Origin of the sequence: Pannonibacter carbonis (assembly GCF_003012935.1) — a bacterium.
Classification (GTDB): domain Bacteria; phylum Pseudomonadota; class Alphaproteobacteria; order Rhizobiales; family Stappiaceae; genus Pannonibacter; species Pannonibacter carbonis.
The window spans coordinates 126561-144598 of the sequence record NZ_PUDR01000006.1 but is presented as its reverse complement, the minus strand read 5'-3'; the positions used below and the strand labels follow the sequence as shown (position 1 = coordinate 144598).

Below are 18038 nucleotides of genomic sequence, written 5' to 3'. Positions count from 1 at the left end.
CTATGGTAACCCTTTGAAAGATAGAGGCCCCGGCTCACCGGTCCCGGCTCGTCGCTTCGCTTGGCCGGGATGACGCAGGTAGGGTCGAGGTTTGTCATCAAGCTCAAAGGGCGGCCATTGGCCGCCCCTTCATCTTGTGGTCAGTTTCCAGCTCTTGCAAGCCGATCAGCGACGCTGTTCAACCGGAACGTAGTCCCGCTTCGGTGCGCCGGTGTAGAGCTGGCGCGGACGACCGATGCGCTGGCCCGGATCTTCCACCATTTCCTTCCACTGTGCGATCCAGCCCACGGTGCGGGCAAGAGCGAACAGCACGGTGAACATGTGCGGCGGGAAACCGAGGGCGCGCAGGGTGATGCCCGAGTAGAAGTCGATGTTCGGATAGAGCTTCTTGCTGACGAAATATTCGTCGCTGAGCGCAATGCGCTCCAGTTCCATCGCGACGTCCAAAAGCGGGTCGTCCTTGATGCCGAGTTCGGCCAGCACTTCATGCGTGGTCTTCTGCATGATGCGGGCACGCGGGTCGTAGTTCTTGTAGACCCGGTGACCGAAGCCCATCAGGCGGAACGGATCGTTCTTGTCCTTGGCGCGGGCAATGAACTCGGGGATGCGATCTACGGAGCCGATCTCGGTCAGCATGTTGAGCGCCGCCTCGTTGGCACCGCCATGCGCCGGGCCCCACAGGCAGGCAATGCCGGCTGCGATACAGGCGAACGGGTTGGCGCCCGAGGAACCGGCCAGACGCACGGTCGAGGTCGAGGCGTTCTGCTCGTGGTCGGCATGCAGAATGAAGATGCGGTCCATGGCGCGGGCCAGAACCGGGTTCACCTTGTACTCCTCGCAAGGCACCGCGAAGCACATGTGCAGGAAGTTGGCCGAGTAATCGAGGTCGTTCTTCGGGTAAACGAAGGGCTGGCCGATGTGATACTTGTAGGCCATCGCCGCAATGGTCGGCATCTTTGCGATCATGCGGATCGAGGCGACCATCCGCTGATGCGGATCAGCGATGTCGGTCGAGTCATGGTAGAACGCCGACAGGGCGCCAACCACGCCGACCATCACCGCCATCGGGTGCGCGTCGCGGCGGAAGCCGGTAAAGAACCGGCTCATCTGTTCGTGGATCATCGTGTGCTTGGTCACACGATTCACGAAATCCTCCTTCTGCGGCCGGGTCGGCAGCTCGCCATACAGCAGCAGGTAGCAGGATTCCAGGAAGTCGCCATGGTCGGCGAGCTGTTCGATCGGATAACCGCGATAGAGCAGGGTGCCTTCATCGCCGTCGATATAGGTAATCTTTGATTCGCACGACGCCGTGGACGTGAAGCCCGGATCGAAGGTGAACATCCCTGTGTCCTTGTACAGGGACGAGATGTCCACGACCGACGGGCCGATCGTGCCGTCGAGCACAGAATATTCGCGGCTGGTGCCATCGATGGTCAGGTTGGCTTTCGTGTCGCCCATTCAGGTAACCCCCTTGTCTGGAACTGCCGCTGCATCCTGGCGTTGGGTACGCCTGGCCAGTCCTTGGAAACTGCACCGATGCTCTCGCGGCCAGAGAAATAGCCTCGGATTGCGTATCCCATTTGGGGGGGGGCCGCAAGCGCATGCTGCGCTGCCCGGGGCAGGTCACGGCCCGGAAATGCCGCAACCTGCCATCAATGTATACGAAAGTATGCAGTACTCTGCCGATGTGGATTATCGGGTTTGATCAGAGATGCGGCCCAATGCCTCATCCTTGCCCAGCACAACCAGCACGTCATAGATCCCGGGCGAGGTTGCCCGGCCGGTCAAGGCAGCCCGCAGCGGCTGCGCGACTTTGCCGAGTTTCAGGCCCTCGGTCTCGGCAAACGCCTTGATGACGGCTTCCGTGCTGGCGAGCGACCATTCGGTATCCGCTGTCAGGTGCGGCAGGAGACCGGCAAGAATCGCCTTGCCGTCGGCGTCCAGCAGCGCTGCGGCCTTCTCTTCCATGTCCAGCGGCCGCACTCGCCACAGGTAGGATGCACTCTCGGTCAACTCGACCAGGGTCTTGGCGCGTTCCTTGAGGCCGGGCAGGGCGGCAAGCACCTTTGCCTCGTTGCCGGGCAGGGCCATCCAGTTCAGCACACTCTCGCCGCCGTCAACATGCGCAAGGCAGGCCTTCCAGTGCAGCAGCAACTCCGCATCCGGGGTTGCACGCATGTAGTGGCCGTTGAGGTTCTCAAGCTTCTTGAAATCGAAACGCGACGGCGACTTGCCGACAGACTCCAGCCCGAACCAGGCGATCATCTCGTCAGTGGACATAATTTCGCTGTCGCCATGGCTCCAGCCGAGACGTGCGAGATAGTTGCGCATGGCCGCCGGCAGATAGCCCATCGCGCGGTAGGCTTCTGCTCCCAGCGCCCCATGCCGCTTGGACAGCTTCGCCCCGTCCGGACCGTGGATGAGCGGGATATGCGCCATCACCGGCACGGCCCAGCCCATGGCCTCATAGATCAACTTTTGGCGGGCGGCGTTGGTCAGATGATCATCGCCGCGGATGATATGGGTGACGCCCATGTCGTGGTCATCGACCACCACGGCCAGCATGTAAGTTGGAATGCCGTCGGAGCGCAGCAGGACGAGATCATCGAGGTCCTTGTTCGGGAACACGACGCGGCCCTGCACCTGATCGTCGATCACCGTCTCGCCATCGAGCGGTGCACGCAGGCGGATGGCCGGGGCGACGCCTGCGGGGGCTTCCGAGGCGTCGCGGTCGCGCCAGCGCCCGTCATAGCGCGGCGGGCGGCCTTCGGCGCGGGCCTTCTCGCGCATCTCGTCCAGCTCCTGCGGCGTGCAGTAGCACTTGTAGGCCGTGCCGCGAGCCAGCATCTCCGCGACCACTTCCTGATGGCGCGACACGCGGCCAAACTGCGACACCGGTTCCCCGTCCCAGGACAGGCCAAGCCAGGTCAGGCCATCGAGAATGGCATCCACCGCCGCCGTGGTGGAGCGGGCGCGGTCGGTATCCTCGATGCGCAGCAGCATCTTGCCGCCGTGGCGCTGCGAGAAAAGCCAGTTGAATAGGGCCGTACGGGCGCCGCCGATATGCAGGTAGCCGGTGGGCGAGGGCGCGAAGCGGGTGATGATCTGGTCGGCCATGGTCTTGGGGAAGGTTCTCTGTCAAGGTGAGGCGTGGGCCCGGAGGCCAGCGCGAGGCTGCTGCGGTGTTTAGCACAGGCGCGCGGGCGGGCAAACCGGGCCGGTTCGAGGGCTGCCATGCAGCGCGGGGACGGGAGCGCGACAGGGGTTGCGGCGGCGGATGACGCCCCGCCCGGGACCATGTCGCCGTCCGGGTCATCCCTCTCTCCCGTCAGGGCAGCGGCAACAGCGAATCGGCTGTTGGCGACGCTCGCAGCGCGAAGGCAGCCGACGGGGGCCGACGAAAGCCGCCCGTCTGGTCGTGTTGCCGAGGATCATCGGCTTTTGCAGGTGGCCTTTGCCTTTGCCGCAGGCATTGCCCTCTATTTCCAGCTGCCGGCCGAGCCTTCGCTGGCCCTAGTGCTTTGCCTTGCCGGCGGCGGGCTTGTCGCTGCAACTCTTGCCCACCGCCGTGGACGCCTGCCGCGAGCGGCCGTGCTCGCCCTTGCGCTCTTCTGCGGCGTATCGGCCGGGGCCTGGCGTACGGCAAGCGTTGCCGCGCCGGTGCTGGAACAGCCACGCAGCGCGACCCTCACCGGCCGGGTGATCGAGCGGGTTCCGACCGCTGCAGGCAGCCAGCTTGTGCTGGCGCTGTATTCCGCCGAGGGGCTCGGCCGTCAGGCGATGCCGAACCGCGTTCGGCTGTCCTTGCGGGGGACAAGCGGTGGCGACCTCCTGCCGGGGGATGGTGTGCGCTTGCGTGCACGCCTGCAGCCTCCCTCCGGGCCGGTGCGCCCAGGGGGCTATGATTTTGCCTTTGCGGCCTATTTTCGCGGCATAGGGGCCACCGGTTTTGTCTTCGGGGTACCCGAGCGAGTTGATCTGGGCCCCCCCGGCGCCTGGCTGACCTTCATGGCCGCGATCCAGAAGCTGCGGCTCGATGTGGCGCGGGAGGCGGATGCGGCCCTTGGCAAGGGGGACGAGAGCGCCATCGCCGCGGCACTGCTCGTCGGCTTGCGCGGTGAAATCTCACGTCAGGCCGAAGCCGACCTGCGCGAGGCCGGCTTGTCGCACGTCCTGTCGATTTCCGGACTGCATATGGTGCTTTTTGCTGGCGGCATGTATGCCGTCGTCCTCGGCGGGCTTGCCTTGTTTCCGGCACTTGCCTTGCGCCTGCCACTATCCCGGGTTGCCGCCGCCGCCGCCCTGCTGGCCGCCACCTGCTACCTGCTTCTGTCAGGCGCAAGCATCGCGACCCAACGCTCCTATGTGATGATCGCCCTGGTGTTCATTGGCCTTATGACCGGCCGCAGGGGGCTCAGCCTGAGGAGTGTCGCCCTGTCGGCGCTGCTGCTGCTGGCCCTGAGGCCGGAGGAGCTTTTCGCGCCGGGCTTCCAGATGTCCTATGCCGCCGTGATTTGCCTGATCGCGGCCTATGGTGACTATGGCCGCTGGTCACGCAGCCGGGCAAGGCAGCGCAAGCCGTCCGATCACGGGCTGTTGCGCCATCTGTTTCATCGCACATGGACCTGGGTCGCCGGCATTTCCGCGACCTCGCTGATCGCAGGTCTTGCCACCGGCATCATCGCGGCCCACCATTTTGACCGGCTGGCGCCATACGGCCTTCTCGGCAATCTTCTGGCCATGCCGGCGGTTTCCATGATCATCATGCCTGCCGGGGTGGCTGCCTTCCTGTTGCAGCCACTCGGTCTAGCAGCGCCGGCGCTCAGCGTGATGGGGCAGGGGATCGCCTTCATGCTGGCTGCGGCCAGCTTCACGGCCAGCCTCAGCGACAGCGACGGGGTCATCGGCCAATTGCCAGCATTTGCCGGACCGTTGCTGACAGTGGCTGTATTCTGGGCGTTTCTCGCCGAAGGTCCGCAGCGGCTGCTTGCAGCCGGTCCAGCACTGGCGGGCCTGATCCTGTGGGGCCTCGACCGTCCGCCTGACATTTATGTCAGTGATCGCGGCAACCAGATCGCGGCGCGGGACAGCGAGGGCACGTTGCGCATCACCGGCGGGCGCATCGGGTTTACCGCCGAAGTCTGGCTCACCGGCGAAGGCGTGTCTGAGCGCCGCTTCGCCAGCCATCGACAAAGCGCTGACCAAGCCAGCTGTGATCCACTCGGCTGTGTCGTCGCGGCCTATCCGCCGGCCAAGAGCCGATCTCCCGATGGCCGCCCGCCTGAACTCGGGCCAGGCCGAAGGCACGCACCTTCCGGTGATCCGCTGCCGCTGCATATTGCCATGCCGCGCAAGCCGGATGCCCTTGAAAGCGACTGCCTTGCCGCCGACATCCTGGTGACCGGGCTGACGGCCCCTCCCGATTGCGCCGCTCCGCTGATCCTCGACGGTGCCAGTCGCAGCCTCGGCGGTGCCGCGTTGTGGTTGGAGATTGTCGCCGGTGAAACGAGGGTTTCGCAGGTTCGCTACACCCGCCCCGCCGGCAAGCGACCCTGGCAACTCCCGGTCACAGAACCGGGAGCATCACGCTGATGATCTGCTGCATTGGGGGCGCCCGAAGCGCTGACAACCCCACAACCGATGCCGACCAACAAAGCCGGCGACAACGCCGTCGCACTTCCCACGCAGCGGATGCGTCCGGCTATCTGCCAGTTCGCAATCTGCACCGGCGCTGCGCCCATGGGCCGGCTCAGTACTGGCGGAACAATGCCACCAGCTTGCCCTGGACCCGCACACGGCCGGGGCCGAAGATACGGGTCTCGTAGGCCGGGTTGGCCGCTTCCAGCGCGATGGAGGCCCCCTTCTTGCGCAGGCGCTTCAGGGTGGCTTCCTCGTCATCGACAAGGGCGACGACAATGTCACCGCTCTCGGCCGCATCGGTCCGCCGGATCAGCACCGTGTCGCCGTCGAGAATGCCGGCCTCGATCATCGAGTCGCCGCGCACTTCCAGCGCGAAATGCTCGCCGCGGCCCAGCATGTCCTGCGGCACGTTGATGGTATGGCTGTGGGTCTGGATCGCCTCGATCGGCACACCGGCCGCGATCCGGCCCATCACCGGAATGCTGGTGATGCCGCTGGCCGGCTCCGGCTCGGAACGGGCGGGCGCGGGAGGCTGGGTCTTGCCGAGCGATCCCTCGATCACGGACGGGGCAAAGCCCTTGCCGCGCGGGGCAGCAAGGCCCGGAGACATGGAGTCCGGCAGGCGAACCACTTCCATGGCACGGGCCCGGTTGGGCAGGCGGCGGATGAAGCCACGCTCCTCAAGCGCGGTGATCAGCCGGTGAATGCCGGACTTCGACCTGAGGTCGAGCGCGTCCTTCATCTCGTCGAAGGAGGGCGGAACGCCGCTTTCCTTCAGGCGCTCATGGATGAACATGAGCAGTTCGTGTTGCTTGCGGGTCAGCATGGCGAATCCCCGTGGCGGGAGGCGGTACAAATCATGAACGCAGATTACTCGTTCTCACTGTGTTCCACAAGTCTTAAGGCGAAGTTAGCGGGATGTTCCGCGTGATGGGGTCATGGACGGGGAGGCCAACTGCGGCTAGGAAAGGGCAAATGACCGGATCTCCGTTGCCATGCCCGAGCCGATGCAGATGAACACAACGCCCCAAATTGCGTCCGGCGCCCCGGGTTCGGCGTCGGCCGCGGTCGACCGTCTGGTCGAGGAGTTTGCTGGCCGGCGGCCTCTGCGCGCCGGGGCCTTCATCGTCACGCTGTATGGCGATGTGGTGGTGCCGCGCGGTGGATCATTGTGGGTCGGCAACGTGATCGAGGCCTGCGCCCGGGTCGGGATCAGCGAAACGCTGGTGCGCACGGCCGCCTCGCGGCTTGTCGCCACCGGGCGGCTTGAGGGCACCCGGGTCGGGCGGCTTGGCTATTATGGCCTGACCGATGCGGCGCGGGCCGAGTTCAGTGCCGCTGCAGCGCGGCTTTATACGCTGTCGGCAGGGGCAGGTGAGCTTGGGTTCACCCTGGCCCTGCGCGGTGCGGAAAGTGATGCCGCCGCTGTCGACGCCGGGCTGGAGGCGGCAGGCTTCGTTCGCCTGGGTGACGGGCTGGCGATGGCCATCGGTGAGCGTCCAGTGCCCGCCGGATGGGCCCGGCTTGCGGTTTCGCCCGGTGATCTGACGGACGGCGCGGCGCTGCGCGCGGCCATGCGCAGGGTCTGGAACCTTGGCGAGCTGGAAGCGGGATACGAGGCGTTCATGGCCCGGTTCTCGCCGCTGGCGCAGCTGCTCGCCCAAGGGGAGCGACTGACGGACGGACTGAGTGCCCTATCGGCGAGGCTGTTGCTGGTGCATGGCTTCCGTGCCCTGGCCTTGCGTGATCCGGGGCTTGCACGGCCGGCGTTGCCGGAGGACTGGGCCGGCGAGCGGGCGAGGGCCCTGTTTGCCCGAACCTATCTTGCGCTGAGTGCCGCCGCTGATGCGCATGTCGCCAGCTTTGCCGGCCTTGGCGGCGCGCTGACGGCAACACCGCCTGAGGTGCTGGAGCGACAGGCGCGGCTTGCGGGCGTCTCATCCTGACGTGAAGACCGGTTGAGTCAGGTCTGCCGTGCCGCGACGCGCGTCGGCATGGGTGGCCGTCGGCGTATTTTTCTTGAGAGCGAGACTTGGGAAAAGGGAGGCAGGCAATCCCGCCGAGGGTTGCGGGGAGCGGGATCGCCTGTCCGGGAGGTTTCTGACCTTGGAAACCACACGCCTAAGATGGGTGGACTGAACGGCCGGTTCAAGTCCGCGGGCCTCGTTCATTTGGAGGGGGGGGCTCTGGAGGAGGGCCAAAAGGGCACAGCCATGCTGCAACGTGTCACAAGAATTTCCAAAATAGCTGTTGCGGCGTGATGCGAGAATGCATATGGTGACCGTGCGGTCGATGAATTGGGGGTGAGGCTCAGCTCTCGAACGCCGGCTGGTCTGAACAGACCCGCATGACAGTTTCTGGGGACGCTTCTGAGGGAGGAAGTGGATGTCCGACGCCTTTATCTGCGACGCAGTCCGCACGCCGATTGGCCGCTATGGCGGGGCTTTGTCGTCCGTCCGCGCCGACGATCTGGCCGCCGCGCCGCTGGCCGCCCTCGTGTCCCGCCATCCGGGTCTCGACTGGAGTGCGGTCGAGGACATCATTTACGGCTGTGCCAACCAGGCCGGCGAAGACAATCGCAACGTTGCCCGCATGGCCGGGCTGCTGGCCGGGCTGCCCGTTTCGGTTCCCGGCACCACGGTCAACCGTCTCTGCGGCTCGGGCATGGATGCGGTCGGCATGGCTGCACGCGGCATCCGGGCTGGCGACTATGATTTCGTGCTGGCTGGCGGCGTCGAGAGCATGTCGCGGGCGCCTTTCGTGATGCCGAAGGCTGATGCAGCCTTTTCCCGCAGTTCCGCAATTTACGACACCACCATCGGCTGGCGCTTCGTCAACCCGAAGATGAAGGCTGCCTTCGGCATCGACTCCATGCCGGAAACGGCGGAGAATGTTGCGGCAGATTTTGGCGTATCCCGCGCGGATCAGGACGCTTTTGCGGCCCGCAGCCAGGCCCGCTGGGCCACTGCGCAGGCGCATGGGCTCTTTGCGCAGGAGATTGCGCCGGTCGAGGTGAAGCGTCCCAAGGGCGAGACCGTCTTGGTTGCTGTTGACGAGCATCCGCGTCCGGGCACGACGGCCGAGCAGCTTGCCAAGCTCAAGGGCGTCAATGGTCCGGAGCTGACCGTGACGGCGGGCAATGCCTCCGGCGTCAATGATGGCGCTGCCGCGCTGATGCTGGCGAGCGAGGCAGCGGTGGCCCGTCACGGTCTGACGCCGATGGCGCGGGTTGTCGCGATGGCAGCGGCCGGTGTCGAGCCGCGCGTCATGGGCATCGGCCCCGTGCCGGCGGTGCGCCGGGTTCTGGCCAAGGCGGGTCTGACGCTGGACCAGATGGACGTAATCGAGCTGAATGAGGCTTTCGCGGCGCAGGCGCTGGCGGTGCTGCGCCAGCTTGGACTTGCCGACGAAGCGCCCCATGTCAATCCGAACGGCGGGGCCATTGCGCTTGGCCATCCGCTCGGCATGAGCGGCGCGCGGCTGGTGACGACGGCCGCCTATCAGTTGCAGCGCGTGCAGGGACGCTATGCGCTCTGCACCATGTGTATCGGTGTCGGGCAGGGCATCGCCCTGATCCTCGAACGGGTGTGAGCAAAGGGGGCCAGTCCGGCCCCGAAAGGTCAATTCAGGCTTCTGGAGGACGCACATGTACGCACAGATGGTGAAGACCGACGCCAACAGCGTGAAGACACTGGATGAGATGGACGCCGACGAGCGCGCCTTCCAGCAGCGGATCGACGCAGGCATCAAGATCGAGCCGAAGGAATGGATGCCGGAGGGCTACCGCAAGACGCTGATCCGGCAGATCTCGCAGCATGCCCATTCGGAAATCGTCGGCCAGCTGCCGGAAGCCAACTGGATCAGCCGCGCGCCGACGCTGGAGCGCAAGGCGATCCTGCTGGCCAAGGTGCAGGACGAGGCGGGGCATGGCCTTTACCTTTACTGCGCTGCCGAGACGCTTGGCGTGTCGCGTGACGAGCTGCTGGAGCAGCTGCATTCGGGCAAGGCCAAGTATTCCTCGATCTTCAACTATCCGACGCTGAACTGGGCCGATGTCGGCATGATCGGCTGGCTGGTGGATGGCGCGGCGATCATGAACCAGGTGCCGCTGCAGCGCTGCTCCTTCGGTCCCTACAGCCGGGCGATGATCCGAATCTGCAAGGAAGAGAGCTTCCATCAGCGCCAGGGCTATGACGCGCTGGTGAAGATGTGCCGGCAGGGAACGCCGGAACAGTTGGAAATGGCGCAGGATTCAATCAATCGCTGGTGGTGGCCGGCGCTGATGATGTTCGGGCCCTCCGACGCGGACTCGGTGCATTCCGCCCAGTCCATGGCCTGGAAGATCAAGATCAACTCCAATGACGAGCTGCGCCAGAAGTTCGTCGACCAGACCGTGCCGCAGGCCGAATACCTTGGCCTGAAGATCCCTGATCCGGACCTGAAGTGGAACGAGGAAAAGGGCGGCTACGACTTCGGCGAGATCGACTGGACCGAGTTTTACGAAGTGATCAAGGGCAACGGTCCTTGCAACAAGGAACGGCTCGCCGCCCGGGTCAAGGCCTGGGACGACGGCGCCTGGTACCGGGAAGGCCTGCTGGCCCATGCCCGCAAGAAGAATGCCGCAAAAGCCGCAGCCTGAACCGACGCGCATACGAGGGAGAAACGTCCATGAACGAGTGGCCGCTCTGGGAAGTCTTCATCCGCGGACAGCATGGCCTGTCGCACCGTCACGTCGGCAGCCTGCATGCGCCGGACGCCGAAAAGGCGATCATGGCGGCGCGGGATGTCTACACCCGCCGCAACGAGGGCGTCAGCATCTGGGTGGTGGAAACCCGCCACATCGCCGCCAGCGCGCCGGGCGACAAGGGCCCGTTGTTCGATCCCTCGAACAGCAAGGCCTATCGCCATCCGACCTTCTTTGACATTCCCGAAGAAGTCGGAGCGATGTGATGAGCGACCTGCCGCTTTTCGATCTGTGCCTCAGGATGGGCGACACGTGCCTTGTCCTGGCGCAGCGCACCTCGGAATGGATCGGCCATGCGCCGGTGCTGGAAGAGGACATCGGCCTTGCCAACATCGCGCTGGATCTGGTTGGCCAGACCCAGCTCTGGCTGGGACTTGCCGCCGAGGTTGAGGGCAAGGGCCGTTCTGCTGACGAACTGGCTTACCGCCGCGATCAGGGAGCCTATCGCAATCTGCTGATTGCTGAACGCCCGAACGGCGACTTCGGCCACACCCTGATGCGGCAGTATTTGTTTGACGCCTGGCACTATCCGATGCTGCAGGGGCTGACCGCCTCCAGCGACAGCCGCGTGGCCGGGATTGCCGAAAAGGCGCTGAAGGAAGTGTCCTATCACATCGCCCGCAGCGCCGATCTGGTGATCTCGCTCGGCGACGGCACGCCGGAAAGCCATGCCCGCATGCAGGCCGCGCTGAACGATCTGTGGCCCTACACGGGCGAGATGCTGATCGCGGACGAGGTCGATGCCGCGCTTTGCGAGGCAGGGCTTGCCCCTGACCTTGAACCCGTTGCGGCCGCCTGGCACGCCCATGTGGAGGCAACCTTGACGCAGGCAACCCTTGCCAAGCCGGCCTCCGGCTACATGCACAAGGGCGGCAAGCGCGGGCTGCACAGCGAACACCTGGGCTACATCCTGGCCGAAATGCAGTTCCTGCAGCGGGCCTATCCGACCGCGACCTGGTGAGGCAGCGATGACAACAGCGCCGTTTCATCCTGCTGTCGAGGAGATCTGGAGCTGGCTGTCTGACGTGCCGGATCCGGAAATCCCGGTCATCTCGCTGGTCGATCTCGGCATCATCCGCGATGTCCGCTGGCAGGACGGGACGCTGGTGGTGAAGGTGACGCCGACCTATTCCGGCTGCCCGGCGACCAGCGTCATCAACTTCGAGATCGAGAGGGCGCTGCGCGACCACGGCATCGCCGATCTCCGCCTCGAGCGCCAGCTGTCCCCGGCCTGGACCACGGACTGGATCAGCGCCGAGGGGCGGGCGAAGCTGACGGATTACGGCATTGCCCCGCCGGTGGCAGGCTCGTCCTGTGGCGGCGGCGTGCTGTCGAACCCGGTCGTTGCCTGCCCGCGCTGCGGTTCGGCCAACACGGAAATGGTCAGCCGCTTCGGCTCCACGCCCTGCAAGGCCGGATACCGCTGCCGCGACTGCCTGGAACCCTTCGATTACTTCAAGTGCATCTGACCGGCTCAGCCGGGCCCCGTGCAACAGGCCTGACGAGCGGACTTTAGGAGGAGCGCGACATGGCGCAGTTCTATCCCCTGAGCGTGACCGAGGTGCGGCGCGAAACGCGCGACGCCGTGGTGCTGACGCTGGTGCCGCGTGAGGAGGACCGCGCGGCCTTCGATTTCCTTGCCGGGCAATATCTCACCTTCCGCCGCGACTTTGACGGGGAAGAGCTGCGCCGCTCCTATTCCATCTGCGCCGCACGCGGAGAGGGGGCCTTGAAGGTCGGCATCAAGCGGGTCGATGGCGGGGCCTTCTCTTCCTGGGTCAATGACGAGCTGACGGCCGGCACCGTGCTTGAGGCCATGCCGCCGATGGGCACGTTCCATGCGCCGATCGAGCCGGCGCGGCCGAAATCCTATCTCGGCTTTGCCGGCGGCTCCGGCATCACGCCGGTGCTCGGCATCCTGAAGACGGTGCTGGCGGAGGAGCCAAAGTCGGACTTCACGCTCGTTTACGGCAACCGGTCGATCAACGCGATCATGTTCCGCGAGGAGCTTGAGGATCTCAAGAACACCTATCTCGGACGGCTCAACATCATCCATATCCTGGAGAGCGAGTCGCAAGACATTGACCTGTTTTCCGGCCGGCTGGATGCGCAGAAATGCAAGACGCTGTTCGGCACCTGGGTGAACGTTGCCAAGGCCGACTTGGCCTTCATCTGCGGTCCTGAACCGATGATGCTGGCCGTCTCGGCCGCCCTGAAGGAGAACGGGCTGCCTGAGGACCGGATCAAGTTCGAACTGTTTGCCTCCGGCCAGCCGGGACGGGCGAAGCAGCGCGCGGAGGCAGCTGATGCTGCTCGCGCCGCCGGTGACATCTGCCACGCCACCATCACGGTCGACGGGGCGACCCGCGAGATCGAGATGCCGCGCAAGGGCCAGAGCCTGCTCGATGCCGCACTCGGGGCAAGCCTTGATGCGCCTTACGCCTGCAAGGCGGGGGTCTGCTCCACCTGCCGTGCCCTTGTCACCGAGGGCGAGGTGGAGATGGAGGCGAACTATGCGCTGGAGGACTACGAGGTGCGGCGCGGCTACGTGCTGACCTGCCAGTGCTACCCCGTCAGCGACCATGTGGTCGTGGATTACGACCAGTGAGCGATCCGGCCTTGGACCTCGGGAGGAGGGCAGCATGAGCGAAGACATGGAACTGGCCGATTATCTGGCCAAGGGTGGCAAGCTGACGTCGCCGGCCAATGTGCCTGCGCGCTACCGGGCCGAGCTGATGCGGCTGATGGCGAGCTTCGTCGACAGCGAGCTGGCGGGGGCCGCCGGCTTTGCCGACCGGATCAATGAGGCGCCGGGCCTGTCCCAACGTGCGGCAGCAGCCCGCATTGTCGCGGAAAAATTCGAGAATGCGGCCAAGGTTCTGGCAGTCATGGGCGACTTTGGCGCCGACACCCGGCGCTATGCCGCGCAGCACCCCTGGGCCGCGCGCATGTCCCGCGAGGCCGATATCGGACAGACCCGTCAGGGCGGCGACATGCGCCTGTCGGTGTTCCATTCCCCGATCACCGACTGGACCGACAGCGTCGTCATGAACGTGCTGATGGGCAAGGCGAGCCTGTTGCAGATCGAGGAGCTGGCGCGCGCGTCCTACCAGCCGCTGGCCGAGGTGATGCGGGAGATCCTGGCTGTCGAGACCCGGCACGCGACCTCAGGCATTGTGGCGCTGAAGGTGCTGGCGGCAGAGCCCGGAGCGATGGCGGCGATCCAGACGGCCTATGCCTATTGGCACCCGCGCGTCGCCGCCAGCTTTGGTGCGGCGCGGTCCAGCCGGTTTGAGGCCCTGGCTCGCCTTGGCCTGCGCCATACCCCCAACGAGGCGCTCGCGGCCCGCTGGCAGCAGGATGTGGCTGATCTTTTCACGGAGCTCGGTCAGGCGCAGGCCGCCGGTTGACCATCGAATTGCAAGAGAGAGACGACATGACCCTTATGAGCGATGCGCCGCGCCGCCTCCAGAGCTACGCCTGCGGCGCCTGGGTGTCCGGGACAGGCAAGGGCCAGGTGCTGGCCGATGCCTCGACCGGGGCACCGGTGGCCGTCATCGATGCCGCCGGTCTCGATACCGCTGCAATGCTGGCCTATGGCCGTAAAACCGGTGGCAAGGCCTTGCGCGCGATGACCTATCATCAGCGCGCCGGTCTGCTGAAAGAGCTCGCCAAGCATCTGATGGAGGTGAAGGAAGAGTTCTACGCCCTGTCGAGCGCCACCGGCGCCACCCGGACCGATGGCTGGGTCGACATCGAAGGCGGCATCGGCACGCTGTTTGCCTATTCCTCGATCGGCCGCCGCCAGCTGCCCAACACGCATCTGCTGATCGATGGCGAACCGGAGGTCTTGTCCAAGGACGGAAGCTTTGCTGGCCAGCACATCCTCAGCCCGCTCGAGGGCGTGGCGGTGCACATCAACGCCTACAACTTCCCGTGCTGGGGCATGCTGGAAAAGCTCGCGCCGACTTGGCTTGCGGGCATGCCGGCCATCGTCAAGCCGGCGAGCCAGACCGCTTACCTCACCGAGCTGATGGTCCGGCGCATCATCGACAGCGGCTTACTGCCCGAAGGCGCGTTGCAGCTGGTCTCCGGTTCGGTCGGCTCGATGCTGGACCATGTCACGGCGCAGGATGTCGTGACCTTCACCGGCTCGGCGTCAACCGGCCGGATGCTGCGCTCGCACCCCGAAATCATCGCCAATTCGGTGCGCTTCACCATGGAGGCCGACAGTCTGAACGCGTCGGTGCTTGGCCCGGATGCGGTGCCGGGCACGGAGGAGTTCGACCTGTTCGTGCGCGAGGTCGTCCGCGAGATGACGGTGAAGTCGGGCCAGAAATGCACGGCCATCCGCCGCGTCATCGTACCGGAAGCCTTGTCGGAAGCGGTGATCAAGGCGATTGGCGAGAAGCTCGCCAAGACCACGATTGGCGATCCGCGCGCCGAGGGCGTGCGCATGGGGCCGCTGGCCAGCCTGTCGCAGCGCGAGGAAGTACGGGGCCGGATCAAGGATCTCTGCCGCGAGGCCGAACTGGCCTATGGCACGCCGGACGCGGTTGATCCGATCGCCGGCGACCCGGACAAGGGCGCGTTCCAGTCGCCGGTGCTGCTGTACTGCGGGCGCCCGCTGGACGCGGCCATCCTGCATTCCGTCGAGGCCTTTGGTCCGGTGGCCACGGTGATGCCCTATCGCAGCACCGATGAGGCCATCGAACTGGCTGCGCGCGGTGAGGGCAGCCTGGTCTCGTCCGTCTTCACCAATGATGGCGACTTCGCCCGCGAGGCGGTGCTGGGCCTGGCGCCCTGGCATGGCCGCGTGCTGATCGGCAACCGGACCACGGCCAAGTCCTCGACGGGCCATGGCTCGCCATTGCCGCAGATGATCCACGGTGGTCCCGGCCGCGCCGGTGGCGGGGAGGAAATGGGCGGCCTGCGCGGCGTGCATCACTACCTGCAGCGCACAGCCGTGCAGGGCTCTCCGGACATGCTGACCGCAGTGGCGGGCAAATGGGTGCGCGGATCCGCCACGCGGACGGGCAACGTGCATCCGTTCCGCAAGTCTCTTGCCGAACTGGAGATTGGCGACACGCTGGTGACCGGCACCCGCACCGTGACGCTGGAGGACATCGAGCATTTCGCCGAGTTCACCGGCGATACGTTCTACGCCCACATGGACGAGGCGGCGGCCAAGGCCAATCCGTTCTTCGAGGGACGCGTCGCGCATGGCTACTACATCGTCTCGGCGGCGGCAGGCCTGTTCGTGCAGCCCGATCCGGGGCCGGTGCTGGCCAATTACGGCGTCGACGCGCTGCGTTTCCTGACGCCGGTCTATCCGGGCGACACGCTGCAGGTCTCGCTCACCTGCAAGGAAATCAACCCGCGTGAGGGCGCTGACTATGGTGAGGTGCGGTGGGACACCACGGTGACCAACCAGCGCAGCGAAGTGGTGGCCCAGTATGACGTGCTGACCATGGTGGCGAAGGTCTGGCCGATGGCCGCCTGATAGGTAGGTCGAGCGTCCACGGGCGCTCGATACATCCTCCGCGCTGTCCCGGCTCAAGGCCGGGACCTGGTGGGGTGTCGCGGTGCGCGCCTGACGGGTCCCGGCACAGGGCCGGGACGGCGTGGGGGACGTTGGCGTCCGGGGTTACTTGACCGCCTTGACGCCTTCCAGGATCAGCGTTGTGGCGAGATCGGCATAGTCTTCGCGGGAAACCGGGCCGCCGGGGCGGAACCACATGTAGACCCAGTTCAGCATGCCGAGCAGGGACATGGTCACCGGCTTCAGGAGCGGGCGGCCGGTGTTGAGGTCCGGATTGACTGCCAGCAGCGCGTCCGAATACCGCCGCACGATCCGCCGTTCCAGCTCCTTGATCCGGTCGGCCTTGTCGGGCGGCAGCAAGGGCAGGCCCGAAAGCTGGACCTTGTGGGTGTCGTTGGCATCCCGGTAGGCTTCCAGCGTCTTGTGCACCAGTGCGCGGAGCCTGTCCTCTGGCGCTAACGAAAGATCATCCGCTTCGGCCAGGGTTTCGTCGAGATCCTCCAGATGCGAATGGATCACATCGAAAAGGATGTCTTCCTTGCTGGAATAATAGTGATACAGCAGCGCCTTCGACACGCCGCAGGCGCTGGCGATGGCCGACATCGACGCCCGGTCGACGCCCATCTCCGCAAACAGGCTGGCTGAGCGGTCCAGGATCGCCTTGCGTTTGTCGTCATAGTCTGCGGCGCGGGTGCGTGCCATATCCGGTTGTCCTTCACGGTGCAACGGGGCCCCGCATAGCCGCATTGCCGGGGAAGGTCAAATGCGTCCATGCGGGGCAAAGTGCGGGAGCTTCAGCCTTTCGGCCGGTTGTCGATGACGCGGCGGGCCTTGCCGGCCGAGCGCTCGACGCTGCCGGGATCGCCGACATCGATCCTTGTGCTGACGCCGATCACGCTCTTGATGTGATGCGCCAGTTCCTTGGCGGCGTGAGCGCGGGCCTCGTCGGTCTCGTGGCCGGAGGCGGCTTCCACCTTCACCGTCATGGCGTCCATGCGGCCGGAGCGGGTCAGCTCGATCTGGAAATGCGGTGCGAGGCCCTTGCATTTCAGGATCTGTTCCTCGACCTGGGTCGGGAACACGTTGACGCCGCGCAGGATGATCATGTCGTCGGAGCGGCCGGTGATCTTTTCCATCCGCCGCATGGAGCGCGCGGTGCCCGGCAGCAGGCGGGTCAGGTCGCGGGTGCGGTAGCGGATGATCGGCAGGGCTTCCTTGGTGAGCGAGGTAAACACCAGCTCGCCCTCGCTGCCGTCGGGCAGGACCTCGCCCGTCACCGGGTCGATGATCTCGGGATAGAAGTGATCCTCCCAGATGTGCAGCCCGTCCTTGGTCTCGACGCATTCATTGGCAACGCCCGGACCCATCACCTCGGATAGGCCGTAGATGTCGACCGCGTGCATGTCGAAGGCCTGCTCGATTTCCTGACGCATGGCGTTGGTCCAGGGCTCGGCGCCGAAGATGCCGACAGCAAGCGAGGTCTCGCGCGGGTCGATGCCGGCGCGGCGGAACTCGTCGAGGATCGAGAGCATGTAGGACGGCGTCACCATGATGATGCGCGGCTTGAAATCCTCGATCAGGGTGATCTGGCGCTCGGTCATGCCGCCGGAAATCGGCACGACGGTGCAGCCGAGCTTTTCCGCACCGTAATGGGCGCCGAGGCCGCCGGTGAAGAGGCCGTAGCCATAGGCCACATGCACGATGTCACCGGGGCGGCCGCCGGAGGCGCGGATCGAACGGGCGACGACGCCGGCCCAGGTGTCGATGTCCTTCTTGGTGTAGCCCACGACGGTCGGCTTGCCGGTGGTGCCAGAGGAGGCGTGGATGCGGACGATGTCCTTCTGCGGCACGGCGAACATGCCGAAGGGATAGGTGTCGCGCAGGTCCGTCTTCACCGTGAAGGGGAACTTCGACAGGTCGGCGAGGGTCTTCAGGTCGTCCGGATGCACGCCATGGGCATCGAACTTCGCCCGGTAGAACGGGGAATTGGCATAGGCATGGGCGAGCGTCGTCTTCAGACGCGTCAGCTGCAGCGCGGAGATTTCATCGCGGGACGCGGTTTCGATCGGCTCGAGATCCCCGGGGCGCGGGCTCAGGTCTTCCATGGTGTTT

The 18038-nt window shown here is 65.6% G+C and carries 15 protein-coding genes; 10 read left to right on the top strand and 5 right to left on the bottom strand.

Annotation, left to right across the window (positions count from 1 at the left end; translation table 11 throughout):
• Window positions 1–165 precede the first annotated feature (165 nt).
• Window positions 166–1458 carry a citrate synthase gene (gene gltA / locus C8348_RS10375; RefSeq protein ID WP_106753258.1) on the bottom strand — a complete coding sequence of 431 codons (1293 nt, stop codon included), beginning with the start codon at window positions 1456–1458 and terminating at the stop codon, window positions 166–168.
• A gap of 234 nt (window positions 1459–1692) precedes the next feature.
• Window positions 1693–3117 (bottom strand): glutamate--tRNA ligase, encoded by a 1425-nt coding sequence (gene gltX / locus C8348_RS10370; protein ID WP_106753257.1) that lies wholly within the window; start codon window positions 3115–3117, stop codon window positions 1693–1695.
• Between the two features lie 240 nt (window positions 3118–3357).
• On the opposite strand from gltX, the gene C8348_RS10365 reads away from it, so the two are divergent.
• The gene (locus C8348_RS10365; RefSeq protein WP_198647001.1) at window positions 3358–5592 is read left to right on the top strand and encodes a ComEC/Rec2 family competence protein; all 2235 of its coding nucleotides are present in this window, start codon (window positions 3358–3360) and stop codon (window positions 5590–5592) included.
• A gap of 157 nt (window positions 5593–5749) precedes the next feature.
• Here C8348_RS10365 and lexA read toward each other — a convergent pair whose 3' ends face one another.
• On the bottom strand, window positions 5750–6466 hold the full coding sequence (gene lexA, locus C8348_RS10360; RefSeq protein ID WP_106753255.1) for a transcriptional repressor LexA: 717 nt from the start codon (window positions 6464–6466) through the stop codon (window positions 5750–5752).
• A gap of 169 nt (window positions 6467–6635) precedes the next feature.
• Here lexA and C8348_RS10355 point away from each other — a divergent pair, with 169 nt between their 5' ends.
• The 9 genes from C8348_RS10355 to paaZ all read left to right on the top strand — a co-directional run bounded on the left by C8348_RS10355 (window position 6636) and on the right by paaZ (window position 15887).
• On the top strand, window positions 6636–7586 hold the full coding sequence (locus C8348_RS10355) for a PaaX family transcriptional regulator C-terminal domain-containing protein (protein WP_106753254.1): 951 nt from the start codon (window positions 6636–6638) through the stop codon (window positions 7584–7586).
• Between the two features lie 439 nt (window positions 7587–8025).
• Window positions 8026–9231, top strand: coding sequence for a 3-oxoadipyl-CoA thiolase (pcaF, locus tag C8348_RS10350; RefSeq protein ID WP_106753253.1), 1206 nt, complete (start codon window positions 8026–8028; stop codon window positions 9229–9231).
• A 55-nt stretch (window positions 9232–9286) separates the two neighbouring features.
• Window positions 9287–10279 carry a 1,2-phenylacetyl-CoA epoxidase subunit PaaA gene (paaA, locus tag C8348_RS10345; RefSeq protein ID WP_106753252.1) on the top strand — a complete coding sequence of 331 codons (993 nt, stop codon included), beginning with the start codon at window positions 9287–9289 and terminating at the stop codon, window positions 10277–10279.
• Window positions 10280–10308: 29 nt separating this feature from the next.
• Window positions 10309–10590 (top strand): 1,2-phenylacetyl-CoA epoxidase subunit PaaB, encoded by a 282-nt coding sequence (gene paaB / locus C8348_RS10340; RefSeq protein ID WP_106753251.1) that lies wholly within the window; start codon window positions 10309–10311, stop codon window positions 10588–10590.
• Window positions 10590–11345: a 1,2-phenylacetyl-CoA epoxidase subunit PaaC gene (gene paaC / locus C8348_RS10335; RefSeq protein ID WP_106753250.1), complete on the top strand. Its 756-nt coding sequence runs from the start codon at window positions 10590–10592 to the stop codon at window positions 11343–11345. The genes paaB and paaC overlap by 1 nt, the downstream gene beginning before the upstream one ends.
• A 7-nt stretch (window positions 11346–11352) precedes the next feature.
• Entirely contained in the window at window positions 11353–11853 is a 501-nt protein-coding gene (paaD, locus tag C8348_RS10330; RefSeq protein WP_106753249.1) for a 1,2-phenylacetyl-CoA epoxidase subunit PaaD, read from the top strand.
• A gap of 59 nt (window positions 11854–11912) precedes the next feature.
• Window positions 11913–12992 (top strand): 1,2-phenylacetyl-CoA epoxidase subunit PaaE, encoded by a 1080-nt coding sequence (gene paaE, locus C8348_RS10325; RefSeq protein ID WP_106753248.1) that lies wholly within the window; start codon window positions 11913–11915, stop codon window positions 12990–12992.
• Window positions 12993–13026: 34 nt separating this feature from the next.
• Window positions 13027–13794 carry a Phenylacetic acid catabolic protein gene (locus C8348_RS10320; protein ID WP_106753247.1) on the top strand — a complete coding sequence of 256 codons (768 nt, stop codon included), beginning with the start codon at window positions 13027–13029 and terminating at the stop codon, window positions 13792–13794.
• A gap of 26 nt (window positions 13795–13820) precedes the next feature.
• Window positions 13821–15887: a phenylacetic acid degradation bifunctional protein PaaZ gene (paaZ, locus tag C8348_RS10315; RefSeq protein ID WP_106753246.1), complete on the top strand. Its 2067-nt coding sequence runs from the start codon at window positions 13821–13823 to the stop codon at window positions 15885–15887.
• A 144-nt stretch (window positions 15888–16031) separates the two neighbouring features.
• On the opposite strand, the gene C8348_RS10310 is transcribed toward paaZ, so the two are convergent.
• Both C8348_RS10310 and paaK read right to left on the bottom strand, forming a co-directional pair.
• A complete protein-coding gene (locus C8348_RS10310; protein ID WP_106753245.1) occupies window positions 16032–16628 on the bottom strand; it encodes a TetR/AcrR family transcriptional regulator in 597 nt (198 codons plus the stop codon).
• Window positions 16629–16720: 92 nt separating this feature from the next.
• Window positions 16721–18031, bottom strand: coding sequence for a phenylacetate--CoA ligase PaaK (paaK, locus tag C8348_RS10305; protein ID WP_106753244.1), 1311 nt, complete (start codon window positions 18029–18031; stop codon window positions 16721–16723).
• Between the last annotated feature and the right edge of the window lie 7 nt (window positions 18032–18038).

What these genes read in the sequence shown, in the direction of transcription:
- gltA (WP_106753258.1), bottom strand. Translation starts at nt 1,458, where the DNA reads ATGGGCGACACGAAAGCCAACCTGACCATCGATGGCACCAGCCGCGAA.
- gltX (WP_106753257.1), bottom strand. Translation starts at nt 3,117, where the DNA reads ATGGCCGACCAGATCATCACCCGCTTCGCGCCCTCGCCCACCGGCTAC.
- lexA (WP_106753255.1), bottom strand. Translation starts at nt 6,466, where the DNA reads ATGCTGACCCGCAAGCAACACGAACTGCTCATGTTCATCCATGAGCGC.
- C8348_RS10355 (WP_106753254.1), top strand. Translation starts at nt 6,636, where the DNA reads ATGCCCGAGCCGATGCAGATGAACACAACGCCCCAAATTGCGTCCGGC.
- pcaF (WP_106753253.1), top strand. Translation starts at nt 8,026, where the DNA reads ATGTCCGACGCCTTTATCTGCGACGCAGTCCGCACGCCGATTGGCCGC.
- paaA (WP_106753252.1), top strand. Translation starts at nt 9,287, where the DNA reads ATGTACGCACAGATGGTGAAGACCGACGCCAACAGCGTGAAGACACTG.
- paaB (WP_106753251.1), top strand. Translation starts at nt 10,309, where the DNA reads ATGAACGAGTGGCCGCTCTGGGAAGTCTTCATCCGCGGACAGCATGGC.
- paaC (WP_106753250.1), top strand. Translation starts at nt 10,590, where the DNA reads ATGAGCGACCTGCCGCTTTTCGATCTGTGCCTCAGGATGGGCGACACG.
- paaD (WP_106753249.1), top strand. Translation starts at nt 11,353, where the DNA reads ATGACAACAGCGCCGTTTCATCCTGCTGTCGAGGAGATCTGGAGCTGG.
- paaE (WP_106753248.1), top strand. Translation starts at nt 11,913, where the DNA reads ATGGCGCAGTTCTATCCCCTGAGCGTGACCGAGGTGCGGCGCGAAACG.
- C8348_RS10320 (WP_106753247.1), top strand. Translation starts at nt 13,027, where the DNA reads ATGAGCGAAGACATGGAACTGGCCGATTATCTGGCCAAGGGTGGCAAG.
- paaZ (WP_106753246.1), top strand. Translation starts at nt 13,821, where the DNA reads ATGACCCTTATGAGCGATGCGCCGCGCCGCCTCCAGAGCTACGCCTGC.
- C8348_RS10310 (WP_106753245.1), bottom strand. Translation starts at nt 16,628, where the DNA reads ATGGCACGCACCCGCGCCGCAGACTATGACGACAAACGCAAGGCGATC.
- paaK (WP_106753244.1), bottom strand. Translation starts at nt 18,031, where the DNA reads ATGGAAGACCTGAGCCCGCGCCCCGGGGATCTCGAGCCGATCGAAACC.